At 42.6% G+C, this 24,955-nt stretch carries 28 protein-coding genes; 25 read left to right on the forward strand and 3 right to left on the reverse strand.

Annotated elements, in window-relative coordinates:
* Positions 1-27 precede the first annotated feature (27 nt).
* The 13 genes from uvrB to ABVF55_RS05625 all read left to right on the forward strand — a co-directional run bounded on the left by uvrB (position 28) and on the right by ABVF55_RS05625 (position 11,768).
* Positions 28-2,016, forward strand: a complete 1,989-nt coding sequence (gene uvrB / locus ABVF55_RS05565) for an excinuclease ABC subunit UvrB (RefSeq protein WP_201087568.1) — start codon at positions 28-30, stop codon at positions 2,014-2,016.
* 12 nt (positions 2,017-2,028) lie between these two features.
* A complete protein-coding gene (locus tag ABVF55_RS05570; protein ID WP_155169679.1) occupies positions 2,029-2,517 on the forward strand; it encodes a GNAT family N-acetyltransferase in 489 nt (162 codons plus the stop codon).
* A gap of 102 nt (positions 2,518-2,619) precedes the next feature.
* Complete coding sequence (locus tag ABVF55_RS05575) at positions 2,620-3,243, forward strand: NAD(P)H-dependent oxidoreductase (RefSeq protein WP_155169682.1); 624 nt, start codon at positions 2,620-2,622, stop codon at positions 3,241-3,243.
* A 499-nt stretch (positions 3,244-3,742) separates the two neighbouring features.
* Positions 3,743-4,174 (forward strand): hypothetical protein, encoded by a 432-nt coding sequence (locus ABVF55_RS05580; RefSeq protein ID WP_155169684.1) that lies wholly within the window; start codon positions 3,743-3,745, stop codon positions 4,172-4,174.
* Between the two features lie 26 nt (positions 4,175-4,200).
* Positions 4,201-4,668, forward strand: a complete 468-nt coding sequence (locus tag ABVF55_RS05585; RefSeq protein ID WP_173018895.1) for an 8-oxo-dGTP diphosphatase — start codon at positions 4,201-4,203, stop codon at positions 4,666-4,668.
* A 121-nt stretch (positions 4,669-4,789) separates the two neighbouring features.
* Positions 4,790-5,194, forward strand: a complete 405-nt coding sequence (locus ABVF55_RS05590) for a PaaI family thioesterase (protein WP_445285018.1) — start codon at positions 4,790-4,792, stop codon at positions 5,192-5,194.
* Positions 5,169-5,921, forward strand: a complete 753-nt coding sequence (locus ABVF55_RS05595; protein ID WP_445285019.1) for an HAD family hydrolase — start codon at positions 5,169-5,171, stop codon at positions 5,919-5,921. The genes ABVF55_RS05590 and ABVF55_RS05595 overlap by 26 nt, the downstream gene beginning before the upstream one ends.
* A 128-nt stretch (positions 5,922-6,049) precedes the next feature.
* Entirely contained in the window at positions 6,050-6,385 is a 336-nt protein-coding gene (locus ABVF55_RS05600) for a zinc ribbon domain-containing protein YjdM (protein WP_003016288.1), read from the forward strand.
* Between the two features lie 44 nt (positions 6,386-6,429).
* Entirely contained in the window at positions 6,430-7,068 is a 639-nt protein-coding gene (locus tag ABVF55_RS05605) for a Pr6Pr family membrane protein (protein WP_445285020.1), read from the forward strand.
* A gap of 259 nt (positions 7,069-7,327) precedes the next feature.
* Positions 7,328-7,846 (forward strand): bifunctional pyr operon transcriptional regulator/uracil phosphoribosyltransferase PyrR, encoded by a 519-nt coding sequence (gene pyrR / locus ABVF55_RS05610; protein WP_003001719.1) that lies wholly within the window; start codon positions 7,328-7,330, stop codon positions 7,844-7,846.
* A 46-nt stretch (positions 7,847-7,892) separates the two neighbouring features.
* Positions 7,893-8,816, forward strand: a complete 924-nt coding sequence (locus ABVF55_RS05615; protein WP_003001617.1) for an aspartate carbamoyltransferase catalytic subunit — start codon at positions 7,893-7,895, stop codon at positions 8,814-8,816.
* 124 nt (positions 8,817-8,940) lie between these two features.
* The gene (locus ABVF55_RS05620) at positions 8,941-10,032 is read left to right on the forward strand and encodes a carbamoyl phosphate synthase small subunit (protein WP_155199665.1); all 1,092 of its coding nucleotides are present in this window, start codon (positions 8,941-8,943) and stop codon (positions 10,030-10,032) included.
* On the forward strand, positions 10,029-11,768 hold the full coding sequence (locus ABVF55_RS05625) for an ATP-binding protein (protein WP_445285021.1): 1,740 nt from the start codon (positions 10,029-10,031) through the stop codon (positions 11,766-11,768). The genes ABVF55_RS05620 and ABVF55_RS05625 overlap by 4 nt, the downstream gene beginning before the upstream one ends.
* Before the next feature lie 186 nt (positions 11,769-11,954).
* Here the strand turns inward: ABVF55_RS05625 and pepT are convergent, their stop codons facing one another.
* The 3 genes from pepT to ABVF55_RS05640 are packed head-to-tail and all read right to left on the reverse strand — an operon-like array spanning position 11,955 to position 14,751.
* Positions 11,955-13,175, reverse strand: a complete 1,221-nt coding sequence (gene pepT / locus ABVF55_RS05630) for a peptidase T (protein ID WP_445285022.1) — start codon at positions 13,173-13,175, stop codon at positions 11,955-11,957.
* 2 nt (positions 13,176-13,177) lie between these two features.
* Positions 13,178-13,999 (reverse strand): Cof-type HAD-IIB family hydrolase, encoded by an 822-nt coding sequence (locus ABVF55_RS05635; RefSeq protein WP_070675500.1) that lies wholly within the window; start codon positions 13,997-13,999, stop codon positions 13,178-13,180.
* Positions 13,996-14,751, reverse strand: coding sequence for a LexA family transcriptional regulator (locus tag ABVF55_RS05640; RefSeq protein ID WP_031577084.1), 756 nt, complete (start codon positions 14,749-14,751; stop codon positions 13,996-13,998). Before ABVF55_RS05640 ends, ABVF55_RS05635 begins: the two co-directional genes overlap by 4 nt.
* 195 nt (positions 14,752-14,946) lie before the next feature.
* Here ABVF55_RS05640 and ABVF55_RS05645 point away from each other — a divergent pair, with 195 nt between their 5' ends.
* The 12 genes from ABVF55_RS05645 to ABVF55_RS05700 all read left to right on the forward strand — a co-directional run bounded on the left by ABVF55_RS05645 (position 14,947) and on the right by ABVF55_RS05700 (position 24,954).
* On the forward strand, positions 14,947-15,384 hold the full coding sequence (locus tag ABVF55_RS05645; RefSeq protein ID WP_049493053.1) for a GNAT family N-acetyltransferase: 438 nt from the start codon (positions 14,947-14,949) through the stop codon (positions 15,382-15,384).
* A 66-nt stretch (positions 15,385-15,450) separates the two neighbouring features.
* The gene (gene lepA / locus ABVF55_RS05650; protein WP_009731117.1) at positions 15,451-17,277 is read left to right on the forward strand and encodes a translation elongation factor 4; all 1,827 of its coding nucleotides are present in this window, start codon (positions 15,451-15,453) and stop codon (positions 17,275-17,277) included.
* A 154-nt stretch (positions 17,278-17,431) separates the two neighbouring features.
* A complete protein-coding gene (locus tag ABVF55_RS05655; RefSeq protein ID WP_445285023.1) occupies positions 17,432-18,076 on the forward strand; it encodes a hypothetical protein in 645 nt (214 codons plus the stop codon).
* Between the two features lie 84 nt (positions 18,077-18,160).
* The gene (locus tag ABVF55_RS05660) at positions 18,161-18,655 is read left to right on the forward strand and encodes a YkgJ family cysteine cluster protein (RefSeq protein WP_003001664.1); all 495 of its coding nucleotides are present in this window, start codon (positions 18,161-18,163) and stop codon (positions 18,653-18,655) included.
* On the forward strand, positions 18,655-19,344 hold the full coding sequence (locus tag ABVF55_RS05665; RefSeq protein ID WP_445285024.1) for a YjjG family noncanonical pyrimidine nucleotidase: 690 nt from the start codon (positions 18,655-18,657) through the stop codon (positions 19,342-19,344). Before ABVF55_RS05660 ends, ABVF55_RS05665 begins: the two co-directional genes overlap by 1 nt.
* A 123-nt stretch (positions 19,345-19,467) precedes the next feature.
* A complete protein-coding gene (rpsP, locus tag ABVF55_RS05670) occupies positions 19,468-19,740 on the forward strand; it encodes a 30S ribosomal protein S16 (RefSeq protein ID WP_003007475.1) in 273 nt (90 codons plus the stop codon).
* A gap of 20 nt (positions 19,741-19,760) precedes the next feature.
* Positions 19,761-20,000: an RNA-binding protein KphA gene (kphA, locus tag ABVF55_RS05675; RefSeq protein ID WP_003001620.1), complete on the forward strand. Its 240-nt coding sequence runs from the start codon at positions 19,761-19,763 to the stop codon at positions 19,998-20,000.
* Positions 20,001-20,042: 42 nt separating this feature from the next.
* Complete coding sequence (locus ABVF55_RS05680; protein WP_049496252.1) at positions 20,043-20,375, forward strand: MazG nucleotide pyrophosphohydrolase domain-containing protein; 333 nt, start codon at positions 20,043-20,045, stop codon at positions 20,373-20,375.
* Positions 20,376-20,450: 75 nt separating this feature from the next.
* Positions 20,451-21,233, forward strand: a complete 783-nt coding sequence (locus ABVF55_RS05685) for an alpha/beta fold hydrolase (RefSeq protein ID WP_445285025.1) — start codon at positions 20,451-20,453, stop codon at positions 21,231-21,233.
* A 36-nt stretch (positions 21,234-21,269) separates the two neighbouring features.
* Positions 21,270-21,788, forward strand: a complete 519-nt coding sequence (gene rimM / locus ABVF55_RS05690; RefSeq protein WP_049496362.1) for a ribosome maturation factor RimM — start codon at positions 21,270-21,272, stop codon at positions 21,786-21,788.
* On the forward strand, positions 21,778-22,494 hold the full coding sequence (trmD, locus tag ABVF55_RS05695; RefSeq protein ID WP_445285026.1) for a tRNA (guanosine(37)-N1)-methyltransferase TrmD: 717 nt from the start codon (positions 21,778-21,780) through the stop codon (positions 22,492-22,494). Before rimM ends, trmD begins: the two co-directional genes overlap by 11 nt.
* Positions 22,495-22,632: 138 nt before the next feature.
* Positions 22,633-24,954: a CAP domain-containing protein gene (locus ABVF55_RS05700; protein ID WP_070665361.1), complete on the forward strand. Its 2,322-nt coding sequence runs from the start codon at positions 22,633-22,635 to the stop codon at positions 24,952-24,954.
* Position 24,955: the final 1 nt, after the last annotated feature.

Consider the following 24,955-nt stretch of genomic DNA (forward strand, 5'->3'; position numbering starts at 1 on the left):
AAGGTCTATATATGTGAGGACAAAGAGATGATTAATCGAGTAATAGACAACAAATTTAAACTAGTATCCAAATACCAACCGTCTGGGGACCAACCGCAGGCCATTGAACAGTTGGTGGATAACATAGAAGGTGGCGAAAAGGCCCAAATCTTGATGGGGGCAACTGGTACGGGGAAGACCTATACCATGAGCCAGGTCATTGCCCAGGTCAATAAACCGACCCTGGTCATCGCCCACAATAAAACGCTAGCAGGTCAGCTCTATGGGGAGTTTAAGGAATTTTTCCCTGAAAATGCGGTTGAGTATTTCGTCTCTTACTACGATTACTACCAGCCAGAAGCCTATGTGCCATCGAGCGATACCTATATCGAAAAAGATAGTTCGGTCAATGATGAGATTGACAAGCTTCGTCACTCTGCAACCTCCGCTCTTTTAGAACGAAATGACGTCATTGTAGTCGCGTCTGTTTCATGTATCTATGGTTTGGGTTCTCCCAAAGAATACTCGGATAGCGTAGTGAGCTTGCGTCCAGGACTGGAGATTTCTCGTGATCGTTTGCTCAATGACTTGGTGGACATTCAGTTTGAGCGCAATGACATCGACTTTCAACGGGGGAAATTCCGTGTTCGGGGGGATGTGGTCGAGATTTTCCCAGCTTCGCGTGATGAGCATGCCTTTCGAGTCGAGTTTTTCGGGGATGAGATTGAGCGGATTCGTGAGATTGAAGCTTTGACCGGCCAGGTTCTAGGAGATGTGGACCACTTAGCCATTTTCCCAGCCACTCACTTCGTGACCAATGACGACCATATGGAAGTGGCCATTGCCAAGATTCAGGCTGAGCTGGAAGAACAGTTAGCTATCTTTGAGAAGGAAGGAAAACTGCTGGAAGCCCAACGCCTGAAACAACGGACCGAGTATGATATTGAAATGCTACGGGAAATGGGCTACACCAATGGGGTGGAGAACTATTCTCGTCACATGGATGGACGGAGTGAAGGAGAGCCCCCGTACACCCTTTTGGACTTCTTCCCTGAAGATTTCCTCATTATGATTGACGAAAGTCACATGACCATGGGCCAAATCAAGGGCATGTACAATGGAGACCGCTCGCGCAAGGAGATGTTGGTCAACTATGGCTTCCGTTTGCCGTCGGCCTTGGACAACCGGCCACTGCGTCGAGAGGAGTTTGAAAGCCATGTCCACCAGATTGTCTATGTGTCAGCGACACCAGGTGACTATGAGATGGAACAAACGGACACCGTCATCGAGCAAATCATTCGTCCGACTGGTCTTCTGGATCCAGAAGTGGAAGTGCGCCCAACTATGGGACAAATGGACGATCTCTTGGGTGAGATCAATGCGCGTGTAGAACGTGGAGAGCGGACCTTTGTCACCACCTTGACCAAGAAGATGGCTGAAGACTTGACTGACTACTTTAAAGAAATGGGTGTTAAGGTCAAATACATGCACTCGGACATTAAGACCTTAGAGCGGACAGAAATCATCCGTGATTTGCGTCTGGGTGTTTTTGATGTACTTGTCGGTATCAACCTTCTTCGGGAAGGGATAGACGTACCAGAAGTTAGTCTAGTTGCCATTCTCGATGCGGACAAGGAAGGTTTCCTTCGTAACGAGCGTGGGCTTATCCAGACTATTGGACGGGCAGCCCGTAATAGTGAGGGTCACGTGATTATGTATGCGGACACCATGACCCAGTCTATGCAACGTGCGATCGATGAAACGGCCCGCCGTCGTCAGATTCAAATGGCCTATAATGAAGAGCATGGAATAGTCCCACAAACCATCAAGAAGGAAATCCGTGACCTCATCTCTGTTACCAAGGCTGTGGCCAAGGAAGAGGATAAGGAAGTGGATATCACTAGTCTCAACCGCCAAGAGCGTAAGGAACTGGTCAAGAAACTGCAAGGCCAAATGCAAGAAGCCGTCGAAGTGCTTGATTTCGAGCTGGCAGCGCAAATTCGCGATATGATGTTGGAAGTCAAGGCTTTGGATTAGTGGGAGGCAAGAATGAAGATTATCATTAAAACAATGGAAACTCCTGAAGAGATAGAAGGAAAATCTCTCGTTCATTGGCAAACGTGGAGAGAGGCTTATGACGATCTTTTACCCGCGGATTTTCAGGAGACGATGACATTAGAAAAATGTCGATTCTTTAGTCAAAAATATCCAGAAAATACCTTGATTGCGATGGATGGAAAGAAGGTCGTTGGATTTATCAGCTATGGAAATTTTCGTGATGAGACCATTCAAGCTGGTGAAATCATTGCCTTATATGTTTTAAAAGATTACTATGGAAAAGGTGTGAGTAAACAGTTAATGCATGCTGCATTTGTTGCTCTTGATCAATTCTCTGAAATTTATTTATGGGTATTGAAAGAGAATAAGCGAGCCATTGCTTTCTATCAAAAAATGGGTTTTACTTTTGATGGCCAAGAACAAATACTTGACCTTGGAAAACCTGTTAAGGAATTGCGGATGATGTGTTCTTCAAATTAAAATTCCTAAAGGACGTATCTATCAATCTTTGAAACATTATCGATTAATCAAGTAAAAATATAAAAGAGATAGAATGAACCAAAGAAATGAAGGAGGAGACGAATGAAAATTTTAGTCATCAATGGGCATCCCGATAAGGAAAGTTACTGTCAGGCTATTTTCCAAACCATTGTCGAAACGATTGACTCAAATCGCCACGAGCTTAAAGTGATCAGTCTCAATGAAGAGGACTTTGATCCGGTTCTTCGCTATGGCTATCGAAAGCGGATGGAGGAAGATCCTTTTATTCTTCGTTCCCAAGAATTAATCCAGTGGGCGGATCACTTGATCTTTGTTTATCCCATCTGGTGGAGTAGTATGCCGAGCCTTATGAAGGGCTGGATCGATCGGGTCTTTACACCGGGGATTGCCTACTCGGCCAATGATCAGGGAAGCTTTATCTGGAATTACCTCAGAGGCAAGCAATTCAAGAAGTTGCTCAAAGGAAAAACGGCCAGTATTTATGCGACCTCCATGGCGCCTACTTGGTGGTACAAGATCTTTTCAGGCCCTCTCAACATTCCAGATAGTTATGGCATTTCTGTTTTGAAGAATGCCGTCTTGAACCACTGTGGGATTAAAACCAAGCGCGTCTGCATCTTGGGAGAAGTCGGCCGCGATGTGAATACCGCTAGCATGCGGGAACAGCATCTCCAAAAGGTAGCAGCAGAAGTGAAGAAACTCTGATCCTGTATTTGTCTTTGTTGGACATTTCTAGGCAAGCGGTTGTATTCTTAACGGATGTTGGGTAAAATAGAATTAAAATCCATGGGAAATAGGGGAGATAAATATGTTGCTGTTTATGTATATGATCTATGTCATCTATTTCATTTCAAAACTGAAAAAAGAAGATAAAAGGGTCTCTCTTTTTACGAAGATTGTTGTTTATGGTTTATTGGTTTTATCATTGATTAAGATCTATTTCGGCTTAGTGGCATTTATATTTTCCCCTTTACCACTAATTGGTTCAATAGTTTCTTTGGCTCTTGGTGGTATGAGATTGGTTCTTAAAATAGTTATAGCACTTAGCTTACTTTTATTATCGCTAAGTCTATTCTTAGACAGCAAAAAAAGTGATCCGGATACGCCCCTTATAGACCATTGGCTCCGGTTAGGTTATCATATTCTGTTGATGTTTCTTTAGGAGATCCAGTTTAAACCAATTATTACGAAGGGAAGATTAAACATGAGAAAGTATCGGAACCTGTTTCGGATCTTGTATCTGATTTTGTTGCTTTTTGTTTTTGCTAACTTCCTTTTGGACTTCTATGGTTATGCCTTTACGCCGCTCCTCTGGAATCCCTGGTTGTATCTAGTGGTTGGGACGATTCTATGTCACATCTGGTATCGCTTTTATCGAACTCACACAGTCAATTGGAAGAATGTAGTGGGGCTACTTTTTAGTCTCTTTGCTAGCCTGATTCTAGCATTTTTCATTGAGTTGTTCTTTACCTTTGATGGCCATGGTCCGGTAACGATTCACTCGGAATATTATTTAAAAGAGAAGTCAATTGTCTTTCAGAGAGGCTCTCTTTTGGATGCCTATGATGAATACCATGAGCTGGTAAATCCCTTTGTGATGAAAAAAGAGATAAAGAAAAAAGTTTATATTGATTAATTGTCAATATCATAGAAAGGAAATATATGTCACGTACAACGCCTACTATACTGTGCAATCTTTGCATGGTTGAAGATCTTGAAAATGGGAAAGTAGTCCTCCAATACCGCTCACCTGAAAAGACTCACTGGGCTGGCCATGCTTTTCCAGGTGGCCATATCGAAGAAGGAGAAAGCCTTGTAGAATCCGTCATTCGTGAAGTCTACGAAGAGACAGGACTGACAATTGCAGATCCAAAACTGGTCGCACTTAAAGACTGGGAGCCAGATGAGGGAGGCCGCTATATTGTCTTTTGCTACAAAGCGACAGAATTTACAGGCCAGCTCAGATCATCTGAAGAAGGAGAAGTTTCTTGGGTTGAGAAGGACCAATTAGAAAAGTTGGACTTGTCCTACGACATGCTTCCTCTGCTGGAAGTGATGGAAGACCCGGACTTGTCTGAGTTCTATTATCGCAAACGGACAGACGATGGCTGGGAAAAATTAAGATTTTAAGCAAAGAGCTAGACCTATCTAGTTCTTTTTAGCTCTAAGGAACTGCCCCTTTTCTTGTATCTAGTCTTTAATTGTAGTATGATAGAGGAGTTAAAAAGATGCTAGAAAAGGTGGCAAGTATATGAAAGATTTTCACTTTGATGCAATTGCTGCATTTGAAAATTACGAAATTGAAAAGATGAGAGATGGCTATGTAGTGGTGACAACCAAGGTCGTGGAATCATCACTCAATTATTATGGAAATGCGCATGGAGGCTATCTCTTTACCTTGTGTGACCAAGTCAGTGGTTTGGTCGTGGTTTCTCAGGGGGTCGATGGTGTGACCTTGCAATCCTCGATTAATTACTTGAAAGCTGGGCGTCTGGGTGATGTCCTCACGATCCATGGCGAATGTGTCCACAGTGGACGGACGACTCGAGTTGTGGATGTTGATATTACCAATCAAGACGGTGTCAATGTCTGCAAGGCAACCTTTACGATGTTTGTTACGGGAGTGAGAGATGAATCCGCACAAGTACGCATTTAAAAACTATATTTTTGATTTTTATGGAACCTTGGTCGACATCGAAACCGATGAGTCGAGTCCCATTTTATGGGATACCATGGCCCAGATCTACCAATCCTACGGGGCAAGTTACACAGGAGAAGGTCTTCGCCTACGTTATAGAGAATTGGTGCAACAAGCCGAAGAAGACTTGGCTAAGGAAAAACAAGTTGCCTACCCAGAGATTGATCTGACGGTCATTTTTGTGCAATTGTATTTAGAAAGTCATCCAAGTGGGAATAGTGTTGCCCATCTCAAAGAGTGGGGACGTTTGATTGCACGGACTTTCCGTGTCCTTTCTCGCAAACGGTTGGAGCTTTATCCTCACACGAAAGAAGTATTAGAGGATATGAAAGCTGCAGGTTGCCGAATCTTTCTCTTATCCAATGCCCAAGCAGATTTTACCAATCCGGAGATTGATTTGGTTGGTTTGAGAGAACTTTTCCATGCCATTTACTTGTCATCTGATGCAGGTATTCGCAAACCTCAGCCAGAGTTTCTCTTGGAAGTGATGAAAGAACACCAGTTGAACCCTGAGAAAACGGTCATGGTGGGGAATGACTTTACGACGGATGTCGCTGTTGCCCAAAGTATCGGGATGGAGAGTATCTTGATCAATACCTTCCCATACTCTGATGCTGAACTGCGCGAGAAGAATCAAGCAGGTGTGCGCGTGATTCGAGATATTCAAGAATTGCAGGAAGATTGAAAAATATGATCTATGTAGGGAGGCCAAGTCGCCTCCATTTTTCTTGAAAATGCTACAGTCGAGCAGGATTTGTCAAATTTTCGCTTTCATGGTATACTATGAAAGTTAATTTGAATAAGGAGATAAAAATGAATAACTTACCAAACTGTCCAAAATGTAACTCTGAATACGTCTATGAAGATGGAGCGCTCTTGGTGTGCCCAGAGTGTGCGTATGAATGGAACCCAGCTGAGGTCGAAGAAGAAGAGGGTGTCGTAGCGATTGACGCCAACGGAAACAAATTGGCTGATGGCGATACAGTGACTTTGATCAAAGATTTGAAAGTGAAGGGTGCACCGAAAGATTTGAAACAAGGTACGCGCGTGAAAAACATCCGTATCGTTGAAGGAGACCACAACATCGATTGTAAGATTGATGGCTTTGGTGCAATGAAACTCAAATCAGAATTTGTGAAGAAAATCTAAAGATAAGAAGAAGGGCTTAGCCCCTTTTCTTTCAGGAGAATACTATGAAATTCAAACTATTATTTAGCTATCGTTTTCTATTGTTTATTTTAAGTGTACTTGGCGTTTATCTGCAACTGACCAAGCATGGTGGCTTTGGCATGATGCTCTATTACACCATTTTATCTAACATGTTGGTCATGTTCTTTATGGGAGACATGGTTTGGCGCATGGTTCGAGGTCGTTCGACCCAGACTCAGGGCTACCTTCGCATGAAAGGCGCAGTTACCATGTCCATTATGATCACCTGTGTCATCTACCACTTTATGTTGGCGCCTCTTGCGACACCAGAGAAGTTTTATCGTTTGGAAAACTTCCTTTGTCATTACATCGTTCCTTTGATGTTCTTCTTTGATACCTTAGTGATTGATAAAGCCAAGCAATACCGTAAGCTCGATCCCTTCCTTTGGACCTCGATTCCCCTGGCTTACATGCTCTTTGCCCTTCTCAATGGATTGGTCTTGAAGTGGCCAATTCCAGGTGCAAAAGATAGTCCCTTTGCCTATTTCTTTATCAATGTGAATAAATACGGCTGGGCCTTTGTTGGCAAATGGGTGGTGATCATTTTTATCGCCTATCTCTTGGCTGGCTATGTGCTCTATGGGATCAAAAATATCAAGCGAAAATCGGCTGTTTCTGAGTAAAAGCCGAACGTTATTCGGACGAAAAGAAATATTTTTAAATTTTTTTGAAAAATGTTAAGTTTTTTCTTGCATGTCGTTTGAAACTGTGATATAGTTATCTCAATTAAATAAATCCTTTAATCCTGTCCCGTGAGGCAGGCAAGGAGACTGTGAAAAACAATGGCTAGGACCATAGAGCGAGACTCTATCCTCTTAGACCATCCATTTGCTGAACCTCCTTGAAAAAGGAGGTTTTTCTTTTACAACTAAGGAGGACTGAATGAAAACCAAAGAAGTCGTTGATGATTTGACGATGAAACGGGCCATTACCCGGATCACCTACGAAATCATTGAACGAAACAAAGATTTGAGCCAGATTGTGCTGGTGGGGATCAAGACGCGTGGTGTTTACATCGCTCGCCGGATCCAAGAACGCCTCTCTCAGCTGGAACAAATCGATGTCCCTGTAGCAGAACTAGATACCAAGCCTTTCCGAGATGACATGAAGGCGACTGAGGATACGACGGTCTTACCAGTTGATATCGCTCATAGAGAAGTCATTTTGATCGATGATGTCCTCTATACAGGTCGCACGATTCGCGCTGCCATTGACAATCTGGTCAGTCACGGTCGTCCTGCTCGAGTGAGTCTTGCGGTTCTCGTCGACCGTGGGCATCGGGAGTTGCCGATTCGTCCGGACTTTGTTGGGAAAAATATCCCGACAAGTAAGTCAGAGGAAATCATTGTCGAGATGGTGGAGCTAGACGGTCAAGACCGCGTCCTCATCAAAGAAGCTTAAACAAATTGTAAATTATTTGCATTCACATTATAAAAGGAGAATCAACATGTCTGAAAATCAAATCGCTCTTAAAAACCTTGTCTCAATGGAAACTCTTACCAATGAAGAAGTAATGGCATTGATCAAACGTGGGATTGAGTTCAAAAACGGAGCTAAAGCATCCTACGAAGACCAACACATCATCTCAAACCTTTTCTTTGAACCTTCAACTCGTACCCACAAAGCCTTTGAAGTGGCAGAGTTGAAATTGGGATGTGATCTCCTTGACTTTGATGTGAAGACAAGTTCTGTGAACAAAGGGGAAACACTTTACGATACCATCTTGACCATGTCAGCTCTTGGTGTAGATGTCTGCGTCATCCGTCACCCTGAAGTGGACTACTACAAAGAATTGGTTGAAAGCCCAACGATCACAGCCTCTATCGTCAATGGTGGGGACGGTTCAGGTCAACACCCAAGCCAAAGCTTGCTTGATTTGATGACCATCTACCAAGAATTCGGTCACTTTGATGGCTTGAAAGTTTGTATCGCTGGGGACTTGGATCACTCACGTGTGGCAAAATCAAATATGCAAATCTTGAAACGTTTGGGAGCAACCCTTTACTTTGCAGGTCCAGACGAATGGAGAAGTGCGGAATTTGAAGACTATGGAAGTTTCGTCACTATCGATGAAGTCATTGAAGAAGTGGATGTGATGATGTTCTTGCGTGTGCAACACGAACGTCATGATTATGAATCACTCTTCTCTAAAGAAAACTACCACCGTCTTCATGGTTTGACACAAGAACGTTATGACCGTATGAAAGATACTGCGATCTTGATGCACCCAGCACCAGTCAACCGTGACGTTGAAATTGCGGACCACTTGGTAGAAGCTCCTAAATCACGTATCGTAGAACAAATGACTAACGGTGTCTTTGTCCGTATGGCCATCATTGAAGCCGTCCTTAAAGGTCGCGGTGCAAAATAAGATAACTGACAATTCATTGAAAGGAAAGGAAGAGGACAGAGTAGACAGCTACATGGAATCTGACTTTCCTTTTTTTGAGGAACTATGATAAAATTGGACTAGTGAAAAAGAAGGGAGGGGTTCGATGAAACGATTATTGGTCCTAGAGGATGGGACTGTATTTGAAGGGGAAGCCTTTGGTGCAGACTTATATGTGACTGGTGAATTGGTCTTTACGACAGCCATGACAGGCTATCAAGAATTGATCACGGATCAGGCTTTTAGTGGCCAGATCCTCTCCTTTACCTTTCCAGTTATTGGCGCAACAGGGATCAATCGAGATGATTCTGAATCGATTACACCGACATGTTTGGCAGTAGTCGTTCAGCATTTGGTGGAGATGCCAAGCAATTGGCGGCAGCAGATGACCTTGGATGAATTCTTGAAGCGAAAAAAAATCCCTGGTATTGTAGGGATTGATACGAGACAGGTGGCAAAAATTGTCCGCAAGTATGGACGGATGAAGGCGACTGTCATTAACAAGGGGGATTCGATCGAGCATATCCTGGATCAGTTGCGAGCGACAGTCCTTCCCAAAGACCAAGTGCGTCAAGTCTCGACAAAAACGGCCTATGCTGTACCAGGTTTTGGAAAAAGTATCGCCTTGATTGATCTAGGGGTCAAGCACTCTGTCTTACGCCAGCTGAGTCAAAGGGACTGTAATGTTACGGTCTATCCCTATGATATCTCTTATGATGAACTGATGGAACAGCAGCCCGATGGCGTTATTTTATCCAGTGGGCCTGGCGATCCCCATCAGGTAAAAAAACTCTGCCGCTTGATCAAAAAGCTCAATGGACAGATTCCGATCTGGGGCATGGGCTTGGGAGCACAGGTACTGGCTCAAGCTTACGGGGCTGAGCTAGCTCCCATGGAAGTTGGACACTTCGGATTAAATATTCCCGTTCGTGAAATTGCGACAGGAAAAATTGAGATGACTAGTCAAAATCACTTGTATAGTATCGCACGCGATAGCCTACCCCATGATTTATTGGTCACGCATGAAAACGTCAATGACCATAGTATCGAAGCTTTTCGCCATCGTTACCAACCGATTTTAGGGGTTCAATTCCAAGTGGATGCGAGTCCAGGGCCAAGGGAAAATCTCTATTTTTACGATGAATTTTTAGAATTGATTGATGCCAAAATTCACGAAAGTAGAAGGGAGAAGGAATGATGAAAGAAAACCAGAAATTGCTTCTCCTATGTGGAGATTCTTATCAGGATATTAGTCTCTTTGCTGCGGTAAAGGAAGCACAAAAACTTAATGCCAAGGATGGGAATGCTCTGGTCCTTTATCTGGGCGAAGAAAATACTATCACCCAAGAAGCTGGAGAACAGGTTGTAGTCAGCAAGCTTAAGCTGGATGCTCTTAGGACGATTCTTCTTTCTTATACTGGATCTCGCTTGCTCCTAACCTTTGCGGATAAACAGATTTTGAATCTCTTGTTTCGTTTGGAAGAAACTGGATTTTTCAAAGACGCATCGATTAGGATTATCGGGCCGAGCCTTCAACGTTACCGGACCTTTTATCAGCAGGCGGATCAACGACGCCTCTTTCAAGAGCTGGGTTATCAGGTACCCGCTTCAGCACTGGTTGGTTCTGTTCGAGAAGCTATCGAGTTTTCTGAAGGCATTCAATTTCCCATTATGATCTGGCCGGTAGCGAGTAAGCAAGGGCAGGGGCGAAAGATTGCTCATAACCTGGATGATTTATGCGAAGCTGTAGAAATGGGACTTTCAGTCTCACCAAGTCAGCAGTGTTTGCTAGAGTTTTCGACTTATGGCTTTAAGGAACTGGATTTTGTCGTTATGCGCGATCGCGAAGACAATCACTACCTGGCGGCTTCTATTGAAAGCATTGATCCTGTCGGGATCCACTCTAGTGACTCTTATCAATTTATGCCAGCTGTCACCCTGACTGACCGAGAGTTTCAAAATCTTCGTGAAGCAGCGATCCACATCAGTCGCTATTTGAAGCTGACAGGAGCCATTTCGATCAAGTTTGCTTTGGATCCGACGAGCTATGCTTTTTATATCCTAGAAGTTAATCCATTTGCTTCAGACAGTATATCGATGGCCTCTATGGGTTTGGGCTATTCCTTGTTTGAGCAAGGAGTACAGTTGCAATTAGGGCGGTCTCTCGAGCATTTGCCTCACCCTTTATTAAAGGATCTAAAGGCCGTTTACGAACCGAGTTTGGACTATATATTCTTTAAGATCCCGATTTTTTCTGATGCTGCTAAAAATGCCCGTCTCAATACCCAAATTCACTCTTATGGCGCAGTTTATGGATTTGGGAAGAGAATTGATGAGGCTTATCAACAAGCCCTAGAAACCATTAAAGACAAGAACTTGCTGACCATCCTTCCTGAAGAAATGAGCGATGATGAATTAATCCAGAAAATTGCTCGTCATATGCCCCACCGGCTCTTCTATATCTTAGAAGCCTTGAAACGTGGTTTTGAGTTTGAGGAACTCTTGGATTTGAGTAAATTAGCACCCGTCTATTTGCAGGTTCTAGCCAATCTTGTAGCAATGGAAAAAGCAGCAGAAGTTGCAACAAGCCCAGCCTTTCTTCCGGTTGAGCCATCAGCTGGCTTATATGAGGTCAAAGCGGGAGCAGCCTATTATCTGACCCAGAATGGAACCAATGAATCATTGGGTTTGGACGCTGCTTGCGTCTTGGTGGATGATCTAGAAATCTGTGATGAGTATTTTTACCAAAAGGTGAGAAAGCAGGTGAAAGAGCTAAAAGAAAAAGGACAACAGGTGATCTTACTCACGAATCGTCCTTTTACAGAATCTTTGGCAGATAAAGTCTATTATCTTTCGATCAATGAGACAAGCCTTCACCTGATTCAGACCATTGATCAGGTCAAAGATTTGATCTATCTTTCTAACATAAAATAAAGAGAGTGGGACAGAAATCGGTAATTCGTTAGAATTCGATTTCGTCGTCCCACCTCCGCACAGTTGAGTAGGGCTGTAAAAGCTGATGAAATCAGCGTAGTAGAGCCCACTCAACCACTGCGTCTTGCTCGACAATCCAAAAATAATTGAGAGGCTAGGACTTTTGTCCCAGCCTCTTTTTGTTTCTTATTTTTTGGTCACAATACCGATAATGGTATCAACTGCTCGTTCCATGGTTTGGAGACTTACGTATTCAAAGCGACCATGCATGTTTTCGCCACCGGCAAAGATATTTGGTGTTGGAATCCCCATAAAGGAAATTTTAGATCCATCTGTACCACCACGGATCGGTTCAATGATTGGAGTGATTCCAAGATCTTCCATGACTTCCTTAGCAAGAGTAATCGGCGTCATATCTTTTTCAATCACTTGCTTCATGTTGTAATACTGATCTTTGAGGGTGAGGAGAATGCGTTCGCTACCGAGCTCCGCATTCATCTGATCGGCAATAGATTTCATGAGATCTTTGCGTTTCTCGAAGCTTTCAGTTTCAAAGTCCCGAATGATGTAGCTGGCACTTGCTTCCTCTACAGTTCCATCGATGTTCATCAAGTGGTAGAAGCCTTCATAGCCTTCGGTTAATTCTGGACGTGCTCCTTCAGGGAGTTTGTTATGGAAATCAATGGCCAATTGAAGAGCGTTGATCATTTGACCTTTGGCTGTACCTGGGTGGACATTGCGTCCTTTGAAGGTGATTTCAGCCCCAGCTGCTGAGAAGGTTTCGTATTGAAGCTCTCCAAGAGGACCACCATCGACAGTATAGGCAAAATCTACATCGAAATCCTCTGCATCAAATTGATCTGCGCCGACTCCGATTTCTTCATCTGGACCAAAACCGACACGGATTTCTCCGTGTTTGATTTCAGGATGAGCTGTCAGGTATTCAATAGCTGTCATGATTTCAGCGATACCTGACTTATCGTCTGCACCCAGAAGAGTAGTACCGTCAGTTGTGATCAAGGTTTGTCCCTTGTAGTTGTTCAAATGAGCAAAATCAGCTGGATCGAGTGTGAAACCAGAGTCACCAAGGGTAATGACACCGCCATCATAATTCTCAACAATTTGTGGATTGACATTTTCGGCATTGAAGTCAGCGGTATCCATGTGAGAGATAAATCCAATCTTGCGAGTAAAGCTTGGATCGTTAGCTGGAAGTGTTCCAATAGCATAGCCGTTTGGCAAATAGTAGACGTTTTGAAGACCCACGCGTTTCATTTCAGGGATCAAGACGTTTGTTGCAAAATCAACTTGTGATTGGGTACTTGGAGTGGTTGTAGAATTTTCGTCTGAACGTGTGTTAACCTTTACATAGGTAATAAAACGGTCCAACAAATTTTGGTATTTCATGATCATTCTCCTTTTTCAGTTTCAATTAATTTGTGAATAGCATGGGCCACGCCATCCTCATCATTGGTCAGGGTGATGAAGTCTGCGATTTCCTTGACAGCAGCATTGCCATTTCCCATGGCGACACTGTAACCAGCAAAACGTAGCATTTCAAGGTCATTATTGGCATCTCCAAGAGCCATGACCTGGTCTCTTCTGTAACCTAATGTTTGACTTAATGCTTGAAGAGCAGAAGCCTTGCTCGCGCCTTTTGGCAAGATTTCAAACAAGATATCCTGTGAACGTACAGTGTTAAAATCGGCCTCTAATGCAGCCTCGTTCTGAGCTTGGAAGTCATCAATAGCAGAAGGATCTCCTACGTACATGGCTTGAAAAATAGGAACAAGGTTGGGCAGATCCTCTTCTGAGACAGGTGTCGGTTTACTATTAACAATACCCGCATCCATCGTGACAAGTTCACTGGCTTCAGGTGCAACCACTAGGTAGTGATCCATATCAAATAAGGTTAGCTGGACGTCTGTATCTTCCGTCAAAACTTGCAACCGGTGCATGTCCTCAAGGCTTAATTCTTCCTTACCAATGATTTCCCAATTCTGAGTAGACAAGGTTGTACACCCGTTATTGATAATCATATAGTAGTTACCATCAGGAAGTCCAATCTCTTCAAAGATAGGACGTACACCCGCTAAAGGGCGCCCAGTACAGATCACAATATCATAACCGGCTTCATGGGCCCGGTGGAGAGCTTCAATATTGCCTTTAGAGAGAGTCTTATCCTCATGCAAAAGAGTTCCGTCCAAGTCAATCGCAATTAATTTAATCATTTGATTTCCTCCAAATCAAGAGGAACAAAGCCATCAATCACTTTTCCAATCACCCCAGGTTCCTCATCTAGTGGAATGATTTGATCACTATATTTCTTATTGAGGGAAACCAGTCGAATACCGTTGGCCTCACGAAAGACACGTTTGATCAACGTTTGCCCATCAAAATCAATGGCATAAATAGCCCCTGCCTGATCATAATAGGTTTGCTTGATTAAGACAACGGCCCCTTTTTCGTATTTAGGCTCGAGGGAATCCGTATGAATCCAAAAAGCCAAATCGTAAGGAATCTTTTGATCAAACCAGACGATATCAGCTTGTTTCTGATTTTGATAAGCTGCAAAAGAATCATAGACAGAATAAGAGTGGTATTGCTTTTCAATTTTCTGTCTTTCTTTTTGATGGGTCAAGAGACTCTTTCCATAAGAAAGAAGATTTTCTTGATTTCCTTCATCGAGCTGTTTATACAATCGTTCGATCTCTGAATCAATGACCACAAAATCATTGCGCAATCGTGGGTCAATTTCAGCAACCGCTACCTGGAAAAAGGCTGCAATCTTCTCTAAATTTTCAGGAACGGGAAGAGAAGTTCCTTTTACATATCCAGTCAGGGTACTTGCAGGGATTCCAGTAATACGAGATAATTCGATCTGCTTTTTTCCTTGTTCTTTCAGTAATTCTCTGATTTTTTCCGATATAATCCGTAATGCCTCTTTGTCTTGAGGGCTTGCTTTTCCACGACCTCTGGCCAACGTACTCACCTCCTTGTATTTACCCTTACTATTATAATGAATTAAATCGAAAAAGTAAATAGAAATCCCTGAGAAATGCGAAAAAAGATGAATTTGATCTAAATCGGATTTTCATTTTAAATTTTATCAGACATTCCTTTACTTTTTGAGGAAAAAGATCTAAGATAAGAGCAAAGAGTTCATGGAGGTGAAGGTATGATTCGTACTGTTCAAGTCAAAGATGCTCCTCAAATCAGAGATTTATGTCACCAAGCATTGGGGTATGATTCAACCCTTGAGAAAGTAGCAGCTCAGATTGATAAATTTAATTCGCCGGATTCGGATCATTTTTGCTTTGTTTATGAAGAGGACCAAACAGGCCATATTCTTGGTTATGTGGAAGCAGAAGTCTATGAAAGTCTTTATAGTGACGCCGGGCTTAATGTTTTAGGTCTAGCGGTTTTTCCATCTGCTCAAGGACGTGGGATTGGTCGCCAATTGATGGAGCGAGTTGAAGATCTTGCCAAAAGCAAGCATTATGCTTTTATCCGTTTAAATTCTGCCTCTCATCGAAAAGAAGCTCATGTCTTTTACGAACGAATAGGTTATGAGGGAAATAAAACGCAGAAGCGATTTTTGAAAATAATGAATTAAGATAGGCAAAGGCCTATCTTTTTTGTTATAATGAAGAGTACGATTAAATTTACTAGGAAGATGATTATGCCAAATTTTGAAGAATTAAAAAAACGACAAGAGAAGATTCGGAACTTCTCGATCATCGCCCATATTGACCATGGAAAGTCAACCTTGGCCGATCGAATTTTAGAAAAAACCGAAACCGTGTCTAGTCGGGAGATGCAAGCCCAACTCCTAGACAGTATGGACCTAGAGCGGGAACGTGGGATTACCATCAAGCTGAATGCCATCGAGTTGAACTATACGGCTAAAGATGGGGAGACCTATATTTTCCACTTGATTGACACACCAGGACACGTGGACTTTACCTATGAGGTTTCGCGTTCACTTGCTGCCTGTGAGGGTGCCATTCTCGTAGTAGATGCGGCTCAAGGGATTGAAGCCCAGACTCTAGCCAATGTTTACCTTGCTTTGGACAACGATTTGGAGATTCTGCCAGTCATTAACAAGATTGACTTACCAGCTGCAGATCCAGAACGTGTGCGCACAGAAGTAGAAGATGTCATCGGGTTGGATGCTAGTGAAGCTGTCCTAGCCTCTGCCAAGGCTGGTATTGGGATTGAAGAGATTTTGGAGCAGATCGTTGAGAAAGTTCCAGCACCGACCGGTGATGTTGAAGCCCCTCTTCAAGCCTTGATCTTTGACTCTGTTTATGATGCCTATCGTGGGGTAATCCTTCAGGTCCGAGTGGTCAATGGAATGGTTAAACCAGGCGATAAGATCCAACTCATGAGCAATGGTAAGACCTTTGATGTCACAGAAGTTGGGATCTTTACTCCTAAAGCAGTTGGACGTGATTTCCTTGCGACGGGAGACGTCGGCTATATTGCGGCCTCTATCAAGACCGTTGCGGACACCCGCGTCGGAGATACGGTGACCCTAGCGACCAATCCAGCAAGTGAGCCACTACATGGATACAAGCAAATGAATCCAATGGTCTTTGCTGGTCTTTACCCGATTGAATCCAACAAATACAATGATCTTCGTGAAGCTTTGGAAAAACTGCAATTGAATGACGCCAGTCTTCAATTTGAACCGGAAACTTCTCAGGCCCTTGGTTTTGGTTTCCGTTGTGGTTTCTTGGGTCTCCTTCATATGGACGTTATCCAGGAGCGTTTGGAGCGTGAGTTCAATATTGACTTGATTATGACGGCGCCGTCTGTTATCTACAAGGTTAATTTGACAGATGGAGAAGCACTGGATGTCTCCAACCCATCTGAGTTCCCAGATCCAACCAAGATCGCTTCGATCGAAGAACCGTATGTCAAAGCCCAAATCATGGTGCCACAAGAGTTTGTTGGGGCTGTCATGGAATTAGCCCAACGCAAACGTGGGGACTTTGTGACCATGGACTACATCGATGAAAATCGGGTGAATGTCATCTATCAAATCCCACTAGCTGAAATTGTCTTTGATTTCTTTGATAAATTGAAATCCTCTACTCGTGGCTATGCGAGCTTTGACTATGAGTTGTCTGAATACCGACCTTCTAAATTGGTTAAAATGGATATCCTTCTCAATGGCGATACTGTCGATGCCCTCAGCTTTATCGTTCACAAGGACTTTGCCTATGAACGTGGTAAGTTGATCGTTGAGAAACTCAAGAAGATTATCCCTCGTCAACAGTTTGAAGTGCCTATCCAAGCGGCGATCGGTCATAAGATCGTGGCCCGTACAGATATCAAGGCCCTTCGTAAGAACGTCTTGGCCAAGTGTTATGGTGGGGACGTCTCACGGAAACGCAAGCTTCTTGAAAAACAAAAAGCTGGTAAGAAACGGATGAAGGCAATTGGATCTGTAGAAGTACCACAGGAAGCCTTCTTATCTGTCTTGTCAATGGATGAAGAATAACATTTAAAGTGCCTAAAAAGGGCACTTTTGTTTTAGGTTCAAAAGAAATAGACTGAATGAGAAAGGTTCCATCAGATGTGACACTTATCCTATTTTAAAATACCCACTTTCATGGTAGACTAGAAGAAAGAAAACGTTCTCAAGGAGGTTGAGCATGAAACACAAATTATTGGTCACATCACTGACGATTCTTTCTACCTGCGCACTCATGGCTTGTAGTCACACTACTCAAAAGGACACAGCAGTTTCTTCTACAAAAGAAAGTAGCAGTAAAGTCGAAAAGCAAACAAGTAGCTCTTCGTCAAAGAATACTGCTTCTACAAAGAAAAACACTCCCAGTCAAGAAACCAAGCGGATTGGAAATGCAGATTATGGATACATCGATATTCCAAGTAAATGGTTCAAGTTCACGGATATCGATGGGACAGAAGCTGTCCAATATACAGATGGCAGTGGCTATAATATTGTCACCTTGAACAGCTTTACCCGGGAAAAGGCCAAAGTTCCTGCAGATATCGAGTTTAATGCTGAATTTCTAGCCAAGAAACTAGCAGTAATGTGGCAAGATAACCAGGATGTTGGAAAGATGACGGGAGCGCGGACTAAAGTCGCAGGTCTAGACGCCTACCAGCTTCAAATTGTCATGAAATCTGGTCAATACCTGATTACTTGGGTTTTCCAGAAGGGTGAAAAAGTTTATACCATTTCTTTTGAAGGGGATGCAGAAACCTTGAAAACCTTTATCCCATACATCGAAGACACATGGAGCTTAGATGGAACAGGTGCCGTGACCAATTAATCAAGTGAGATAGATCTCAGGATCTATCTTTTTTCACAGTCTTTGTGGTATAATGCTTCTATTGTTTAGAAGAGGAAATAGAGGATGACACAGGAAATTGATATTGAAAAATACCATCAGTTAGCTCTCCAAAAGCAAAAGGAGCACCGCAAGGTATTGGCAAATCTCAAGAAGAAGCCACCTAAGAATTTAGATAAAATAGCGCAAGAAATCCACGATGAAGTTTTCCAAGAAATCGATTGTACGGCTTGTGCCAATTGTTGTAAGACCTTAGGGCCCGATTTTAAGGAAGCGGATATCACGCGGATTGCCAAGTATTTCAAGATGAAACTTCCTGCCTTTGAGGCTGAATTTCTTCAAGTTGACGAAGATGGGGACAAGGTTTTTAAATCCATGCCTTGCCCCTTTCTTGGTGGGGACAATCTCTGTTCTATCTATGATGTTCGTCCAAAAGCTTGTCGGGAATTCCCTCACACCGATCGCAAGAAGATTTATCAGATCAACCATCTGACCATCAAGAATACCCTCACCTGCCCAGCAGCTTATTTATTTGTAGAAAAATTGAAGGATCGTTTGTAATGGCATATACATTTTTACTTTTTGATTTGGACCATACCTTGTTGGATTTCGAATCTGCTGAAGAAACGGCCTTGACGCAGATGTTAGAAGACATGAATTTTCCAGATGTACAGGCCTTTAAGGATTACTACAAACCCATGAACCAAGGTCTTTGGAAGGATTTGGAACAAAAGAAGTTGACCAAGCAAGAACTCGTGGATAGTCGGTTTGCGATTGGGTTTTCCCACTTTGGGATTTCTGTTGATGGGGCTGAGATGGCTCTTCACTACCAAGATTACATCAGTCTTCAAGGGCAGTCTTTTCCCGGTGCGGAGGAATTACTGGCTCGACTTGAAAAAGCAGGTTACCAGCTTTATGGTGCAACGAATGGAGTGACTGCCATTCAAGAAGGACGCTTGGCTCATTCTACAATCGCTTCTTATTTCAAAGAGGTCTTTATCTCTGAGCAGCTTCATACTCAGAAACCAGAACCTGCATTTTTTGACAAGGTTGGTCAACTGATTCCAGGTTTCAGCAAGGAAGAGACCCTCATGATCGGAGATTCTTTGACGGCGGATATCGCAGGAGGAAATGCTGCGGGGATCGATACCGTCTGGTATAACCCTGATCATAAGGAAAATACTAGCCAGGTAGTACCGACTTATACCGTTAGCAACTATCAAGAAATCGCCGATTTACTGATAAAATAAAAAATTTTAAATACTGTCAAGTTTTTTTCTTGACAGGTTGATGAAATGTGTTATAATAGATCATGTGCTAAATAGCTTGTCTATTTCACCGAAAATTAAAATATAGAAAAGAGACTTATAAAAATGGCAGTTAAAATTCGTTTGACTCGTATGGGTTCTAAGAAAAAACCTTACTACCGTATCAACGTAGCAGATTCACGTTCACCACGTGATGGACGTTTCATCGAAACAGTTGGAACTTACAATCCACTTGTTGAAGAAAACCAAGTAACTTTGAAAGAAGATCGCGTTCTTGCATGGTTGGCTGATGGAGCTCAACCTTCAGATACAGTTCGCAACATCCTTTCAAAAGCTGGTGTGATGAAGAAATTCCACGATTCTAAATTCTCAAAATAATTTTTTAAGTAGGTTGATGTATGGATACGATTGAAAATCTCATTATTGCAATTGTGAAACCCTTGATTTCACAACCGGATGCTTTAACCATCAAGATCGAAGATACTCCTGAATTCTTGGAGTACCACCTTGACCTTGATCCTAGCGATGTTGGTCGTGTAATCGGTCGAAAAGGTCGCACCATTTCTGCGATAAGAACGATTGTCTACTCTGTCCCAACTGAAGATAAAAAAGTAAGAATCGTTATTGACGAAAAATAAGAAAAGCGGGACAAGGTCTCGCTTTTTTTGCAAGGAGAAGGAATGAGAGATTTAACAATTAGACAACTAGAGGAATACTTACTTGATCATTACCAACAATCTAGAACAGAAGAAGGACTTTTTATCAAACTAGTGGAAGAAGTTGGAGAAGTCGCTGAGGTTTTAAATGGACGTTCAGGTAGAAAAGAGGGTGTCCAAGATTCAAACGAGGAATTGGCAAAGGAGTTGGCAGATGTCATTCACTACACAGTGGCAATTGCAGCTATTAACCATATTGACCTAACGAAGACTATTTTTGAAAAAGACAAGAAGGCAGCCATCAAGTATCAGCATGAACAAGATTTGGAAGGCTTTTTAGCAAAAAAGAGCATTTGAGAAAATCCCTTGAACGTGATAAAATAAAACCTAAGAATGTTAAGTGAATTGTTGTTTAGAAAGGGGTGTTTTGGTATGAACCGATTTGAAGTAACTACAAAGATTGGTTGTCTCTCTGTTACTTATAAAAAGAGAAATAAAGTCCTAGTTTGCTTAAATGGTGCTGGTTTGATACCAAGTTATGAAAATTTTCTACCAATACTTGAAAAACTTCCTTCCTCAATAGGTTACTTAACGATTGATTTTCCGAATACAGGTAGGAGTCCGATTCATAGTCAGTCAGGAATTCATTTGGATAATCTTGTTGAAGCGGTATACGAAATCCTGAAAGGATTGGAAATTTCCAATTATATACTTTGTGTTCATAGTTTAAGTGGTGTTTTGGCTTTAAAGTTAATGAGTAAACCAATTAAGTGTCAAGCTTTGATAGCAATTGAACCAACAACAAAAAATATAATGTTTGCTGATTTTTCAAAAAATCCTTATCCAGAAATGGAAGAGCAAATGAGAATGATCGAAGAATGTGGTCCGGAAAATTATTTTAAGGGACTAACACAAGCGACATTTGAACCTGAAAATGACAGACTGATTTGGGAATTGATGGAAGAAAAGGGCTTGGAATTGGAAAAGCAAGTTCCTGGATTTCAGATATCTGTAAATATTACCGCTGAAGATTTTGATAGTTTGTCCTTAGCAGATAATATTCCGGTTTTCGTATTTTGTCAGGCGTACAGAGAAAAAGAGTACAGAGAATCAGAATATTGGAATTCAAATACAAAACTCATTCTAGGTGGAAACCACCACTATCTACACTGGTCAGAATCGGAAAAAATTGCAGCTCTTATTAGAGAGCTGTAGAGATAAATTAATTAAAAGAGAAATGTAGTGAATAAAATGAATTACTTTAATGTTGGGAAAATTGTCAATACCCAAGGCTTACAAGGAGAAATGCGGGTCTTGTCTGTAACAGACTTTGCGGAAGAGCGTTTTAAAAAAGGAGCAGAGTTGGCTCTCTTTGATGAGAAGGATCAGTTTGTTCAAACGGTGACCATTGCTAGCCACCGCAAACACAAGAACTTCGACATCATCAAATTTAAGGATATGTACCATATCAATGCCATCGAAAAATTCAAAGGCTTTAGCCTCAAGGTTGCGGAAGAAGACTTGACAGATTTGGAGGATGGCGAGTTTTATTACCATGAGATCATCGGCCTTGATGTTTATGAAAATGACCAACTAATCGGTCAGATCAAGGAAATCCTGCAACCAGGTGCCAATGATGTCTGGGTGGTCAAACGCAAAGGCAAACGTGACCTTCTCTTGCCTTATATCCCACCAGTGGTGCTCAATATCGATATCCCAGGAAACCGGGTGGATGTAGACATCTTAGAAGGGTTAGACGATGAAGATTGATATTTTAACCCTCTTTCCAGAAATGTTTTCACCTTTGGAGCACTCGATCGTCGGAAAGGCCCGTGAAAAGGGACTTCTCGAGATCAACTACCATAATTTTCGTGAAAATGCGGAGAAAGCGCGCCATGTGGACGATGAACCCTATGGGGGCGGGCAAGGCATGCTTCTACGAGCTCAACCGATTTTTGATACCTTTGATGCGATTGAGAAAAAGAATCCGCGCGTGATCCTGCTGGATCCTGCTGGTCGGACCTTCGACCAAGCCTACGCAGAAGAGTTGGCTCAGGAAGAAGAATTGATTTTTATCTGTGGTCACTATGAGGGCTACGACGAGCGGATCAAGACCTTGGTGACGGATGAGATTTCTCTTGGCGATTATGTCCTGACGGGTGGCGAACTAGCGGCCATGACCATGATTGATGCGACGGTACGCTTGATTCCAGAAGTGATCGGGAAAGAGTCCAGTCACCAGGATGACAGTTTCTCCTCTGGTCTCTTAGAGTATCCTCAATACACACGGCCTTATGAATACAGAGGGATGACGGTTCCCGATGTCCTCATGAGTGGTCACCATGAAAATATTCGTCAGTGGCGCCTCTATCAGAGTTTGAAAAAGACCTTAGAACGTCGGCCAGACTTGCTAGAAAACTATGAGTTGACAGCAGAAGAAGAGAAGATGTTGGAACAAATTAAACAAGAAGACTAACAGCGTTAGCTGTTTTTCTTTTGCCTCAAAAATTTATGAAAAAAACTTTTTAAACCTACTAGTTATTGGTAACAAAATGTGGTATGCTAAGGTGTAGAGAAACTTCAAGAAAATTGTTAAGTTTTGGGGGTGAGTTTAATGGGAAAGAAATTAGGAAAATCGGTTTTCACGACAGGGATTGCTGCAACAACAGTCCTATCTGGTATGTTTCATCACAAAGCAAATGCCGAAGAGGTCAAGCAAAATGAAAATCCAGAAACCAACAGCACGGAAGTAGTTGAAAAACCAATTACAGTTGATGAGTTGAAGCAAATCACAGCTCAAAAAGGCCAAGTGGTGAAAGATGTCCACTACCAAGAGCAAAAAGTGATCGATGCTCAAACGGAAGTCAAGGCTGCTGGACAAGAACTGGAAGAAAAGAAAGCAGAAGTGACGGATGCGGAAAACCTCATCGCAACAACTTCGGATGCCCAAGTTCAGAATGCAGAAAATGACGTCAAGGTAGCTCAAGCCTATGTGACCATCGAAGAAAATAAGGTTCGAGAAGCAGAAGCTGCCCATGACCAAGTCATAGAGGCTGTTCGTCAACAGGAAAATCAAGTTACTGCTCAGGAATCTTTGGTCGATGTAGCACAAAATGAATTGAACCAAGCTAAAGCACCGATTTCAAATGATGAGAATGTGCTCAACCAAGCTTTGTTGGAGCAAAGTCAAGTCGAGCAAAGTATCCGAGAATCTCAGAATTACCTTGCAACCTTGCAAGCGAGTCAGCAAACCGGTTCAGATACAGTGGCTCAAATTGAGAACGATATTCAACTGGCTCAAACGCGTCTGACAGATTTGAAAGCGGTCATCGCAACCAAGGAAGCAGAATTGGCAGCCTTAGAACAAGCAGCGGCCAATAGTCCAGTTCAGTTGAGTCAAGCGACTTATGAAGGTTATTTGCAACACTTAGCCGAGAATGGCAATGAAGCTGCAGCGAGTGCTTTAGCCCTCTACAAGCGTGGTCGTGAAGAAGACGGCTTGACAGTTGGAGAGTCTGGATCTTTGCAAGCCAATCTTCGAGCTCTTGAAATTGCGGATGCTATTAATAACTATCGTCGCAATGCCGGCTTGCCTGAATTGGAGCTGGATCCTTATTCCCTTCCTGCCAGCCAAGTACAGTTGGAATACTTCAAGAAAGCCAACTGGCATATGTTTAAGTATTTGCCAAACGAAAACATTGCTTATGGCTTCTCACCTGCTGGTGCGGTTGACTTTTGGTACAATGAAAAAGCGGCTTATCAAGAAGTAGCGGCTCAATATGGTCTACCAACAGACGAAACACAAATCGATGCCAATGACATTTATATGAAAATTGGGGCTGAGGCCTTTGCTAAGGTTGGTCACTACCTCCAAATGGTAGACAACAAAGCGACAGCTTTATCAGTCGCTTATGACCCAAGTAATGCCATGTCAGAAGCAGCTTTCTTACACCGCCCGGTCAATTCAGCAGTGTCAACCAATGCACTTGCTTACCAATTGCGTCAGGGAGCTGGTGCTACAACGACAAGATCAGATGTGAAAGCAAAATCTGATGAAGTCGCTAACCTCAAGCTGGACAAGGCCAATCAAGAGTCCCAAATCATTATCTTGCAAGGCAAATTAGAAGATGCCCGCCATACTAATTCAAATGTGGAAGTAGAGATGGCCAATGTGCAAAAGACCATCCAAAACTACAAAATTCTTCTTGTCAGCAAGGATCATGCAGTTGAAAAAGCAAAAGCGACTCTTGATGTATCTCGAGGTCGGATTGAAGCAGCTATTCAACCAAAAGAAGCAGCCCTTCAAAAAGCGAAAGATTTGTTGGCAGCTGCGCGTGAGAAATTAGATCGTTTAAAAGCGGAAGAAGCAGAAAAAGCCCAAGTCGTTCAAGAAGCGCATGAGGGCTTGAAGGCGGCGCAAGAACGTCTGGTTGCTGCTGAAAAACGTCTTTCTGACTTTAAAAACGCTCCAGAATTATTGGTCAAAGCCCAATCAGTTTTATCTGCTGCGGTGGCTAATTTGGAAAATAAAAAAGAAAAATTGGAAGCAGAATTCACAACTCTTCAATCTTATCAAAGTGTCGTGGAACTGTTGAATTCCCAATATGAAGATCTAGCGTCACGAATGGATCCAGCTATTTTAGAAGCAGCAGATATGCCAATGGATATCCGCTCAAGCAATCCAACAACTTTCACGGATAGACCAACAGTTCTTCCAACAACTACCAATAGTCCGAAAGTGCAAGCACCAACAGCTACTCCAGCTCCAAAACAAGAAGCTAAAGTAGAAGAAATCAAACCCAAAAAAGAAAATAGCCAAGCTGTGGCAAGTACAGATTCTTCCAAATATGCAGTAGCAACAACAGGTGTTGCCGTTGGGTTACTTGCTGGATTGTTTGGTTTTAAGAAAAAGAAACAATCTTCAAAAAATGATTAAG

Source organism: Streptococcus sp. KHUD_012 (genome assembly GCF_052588255.1).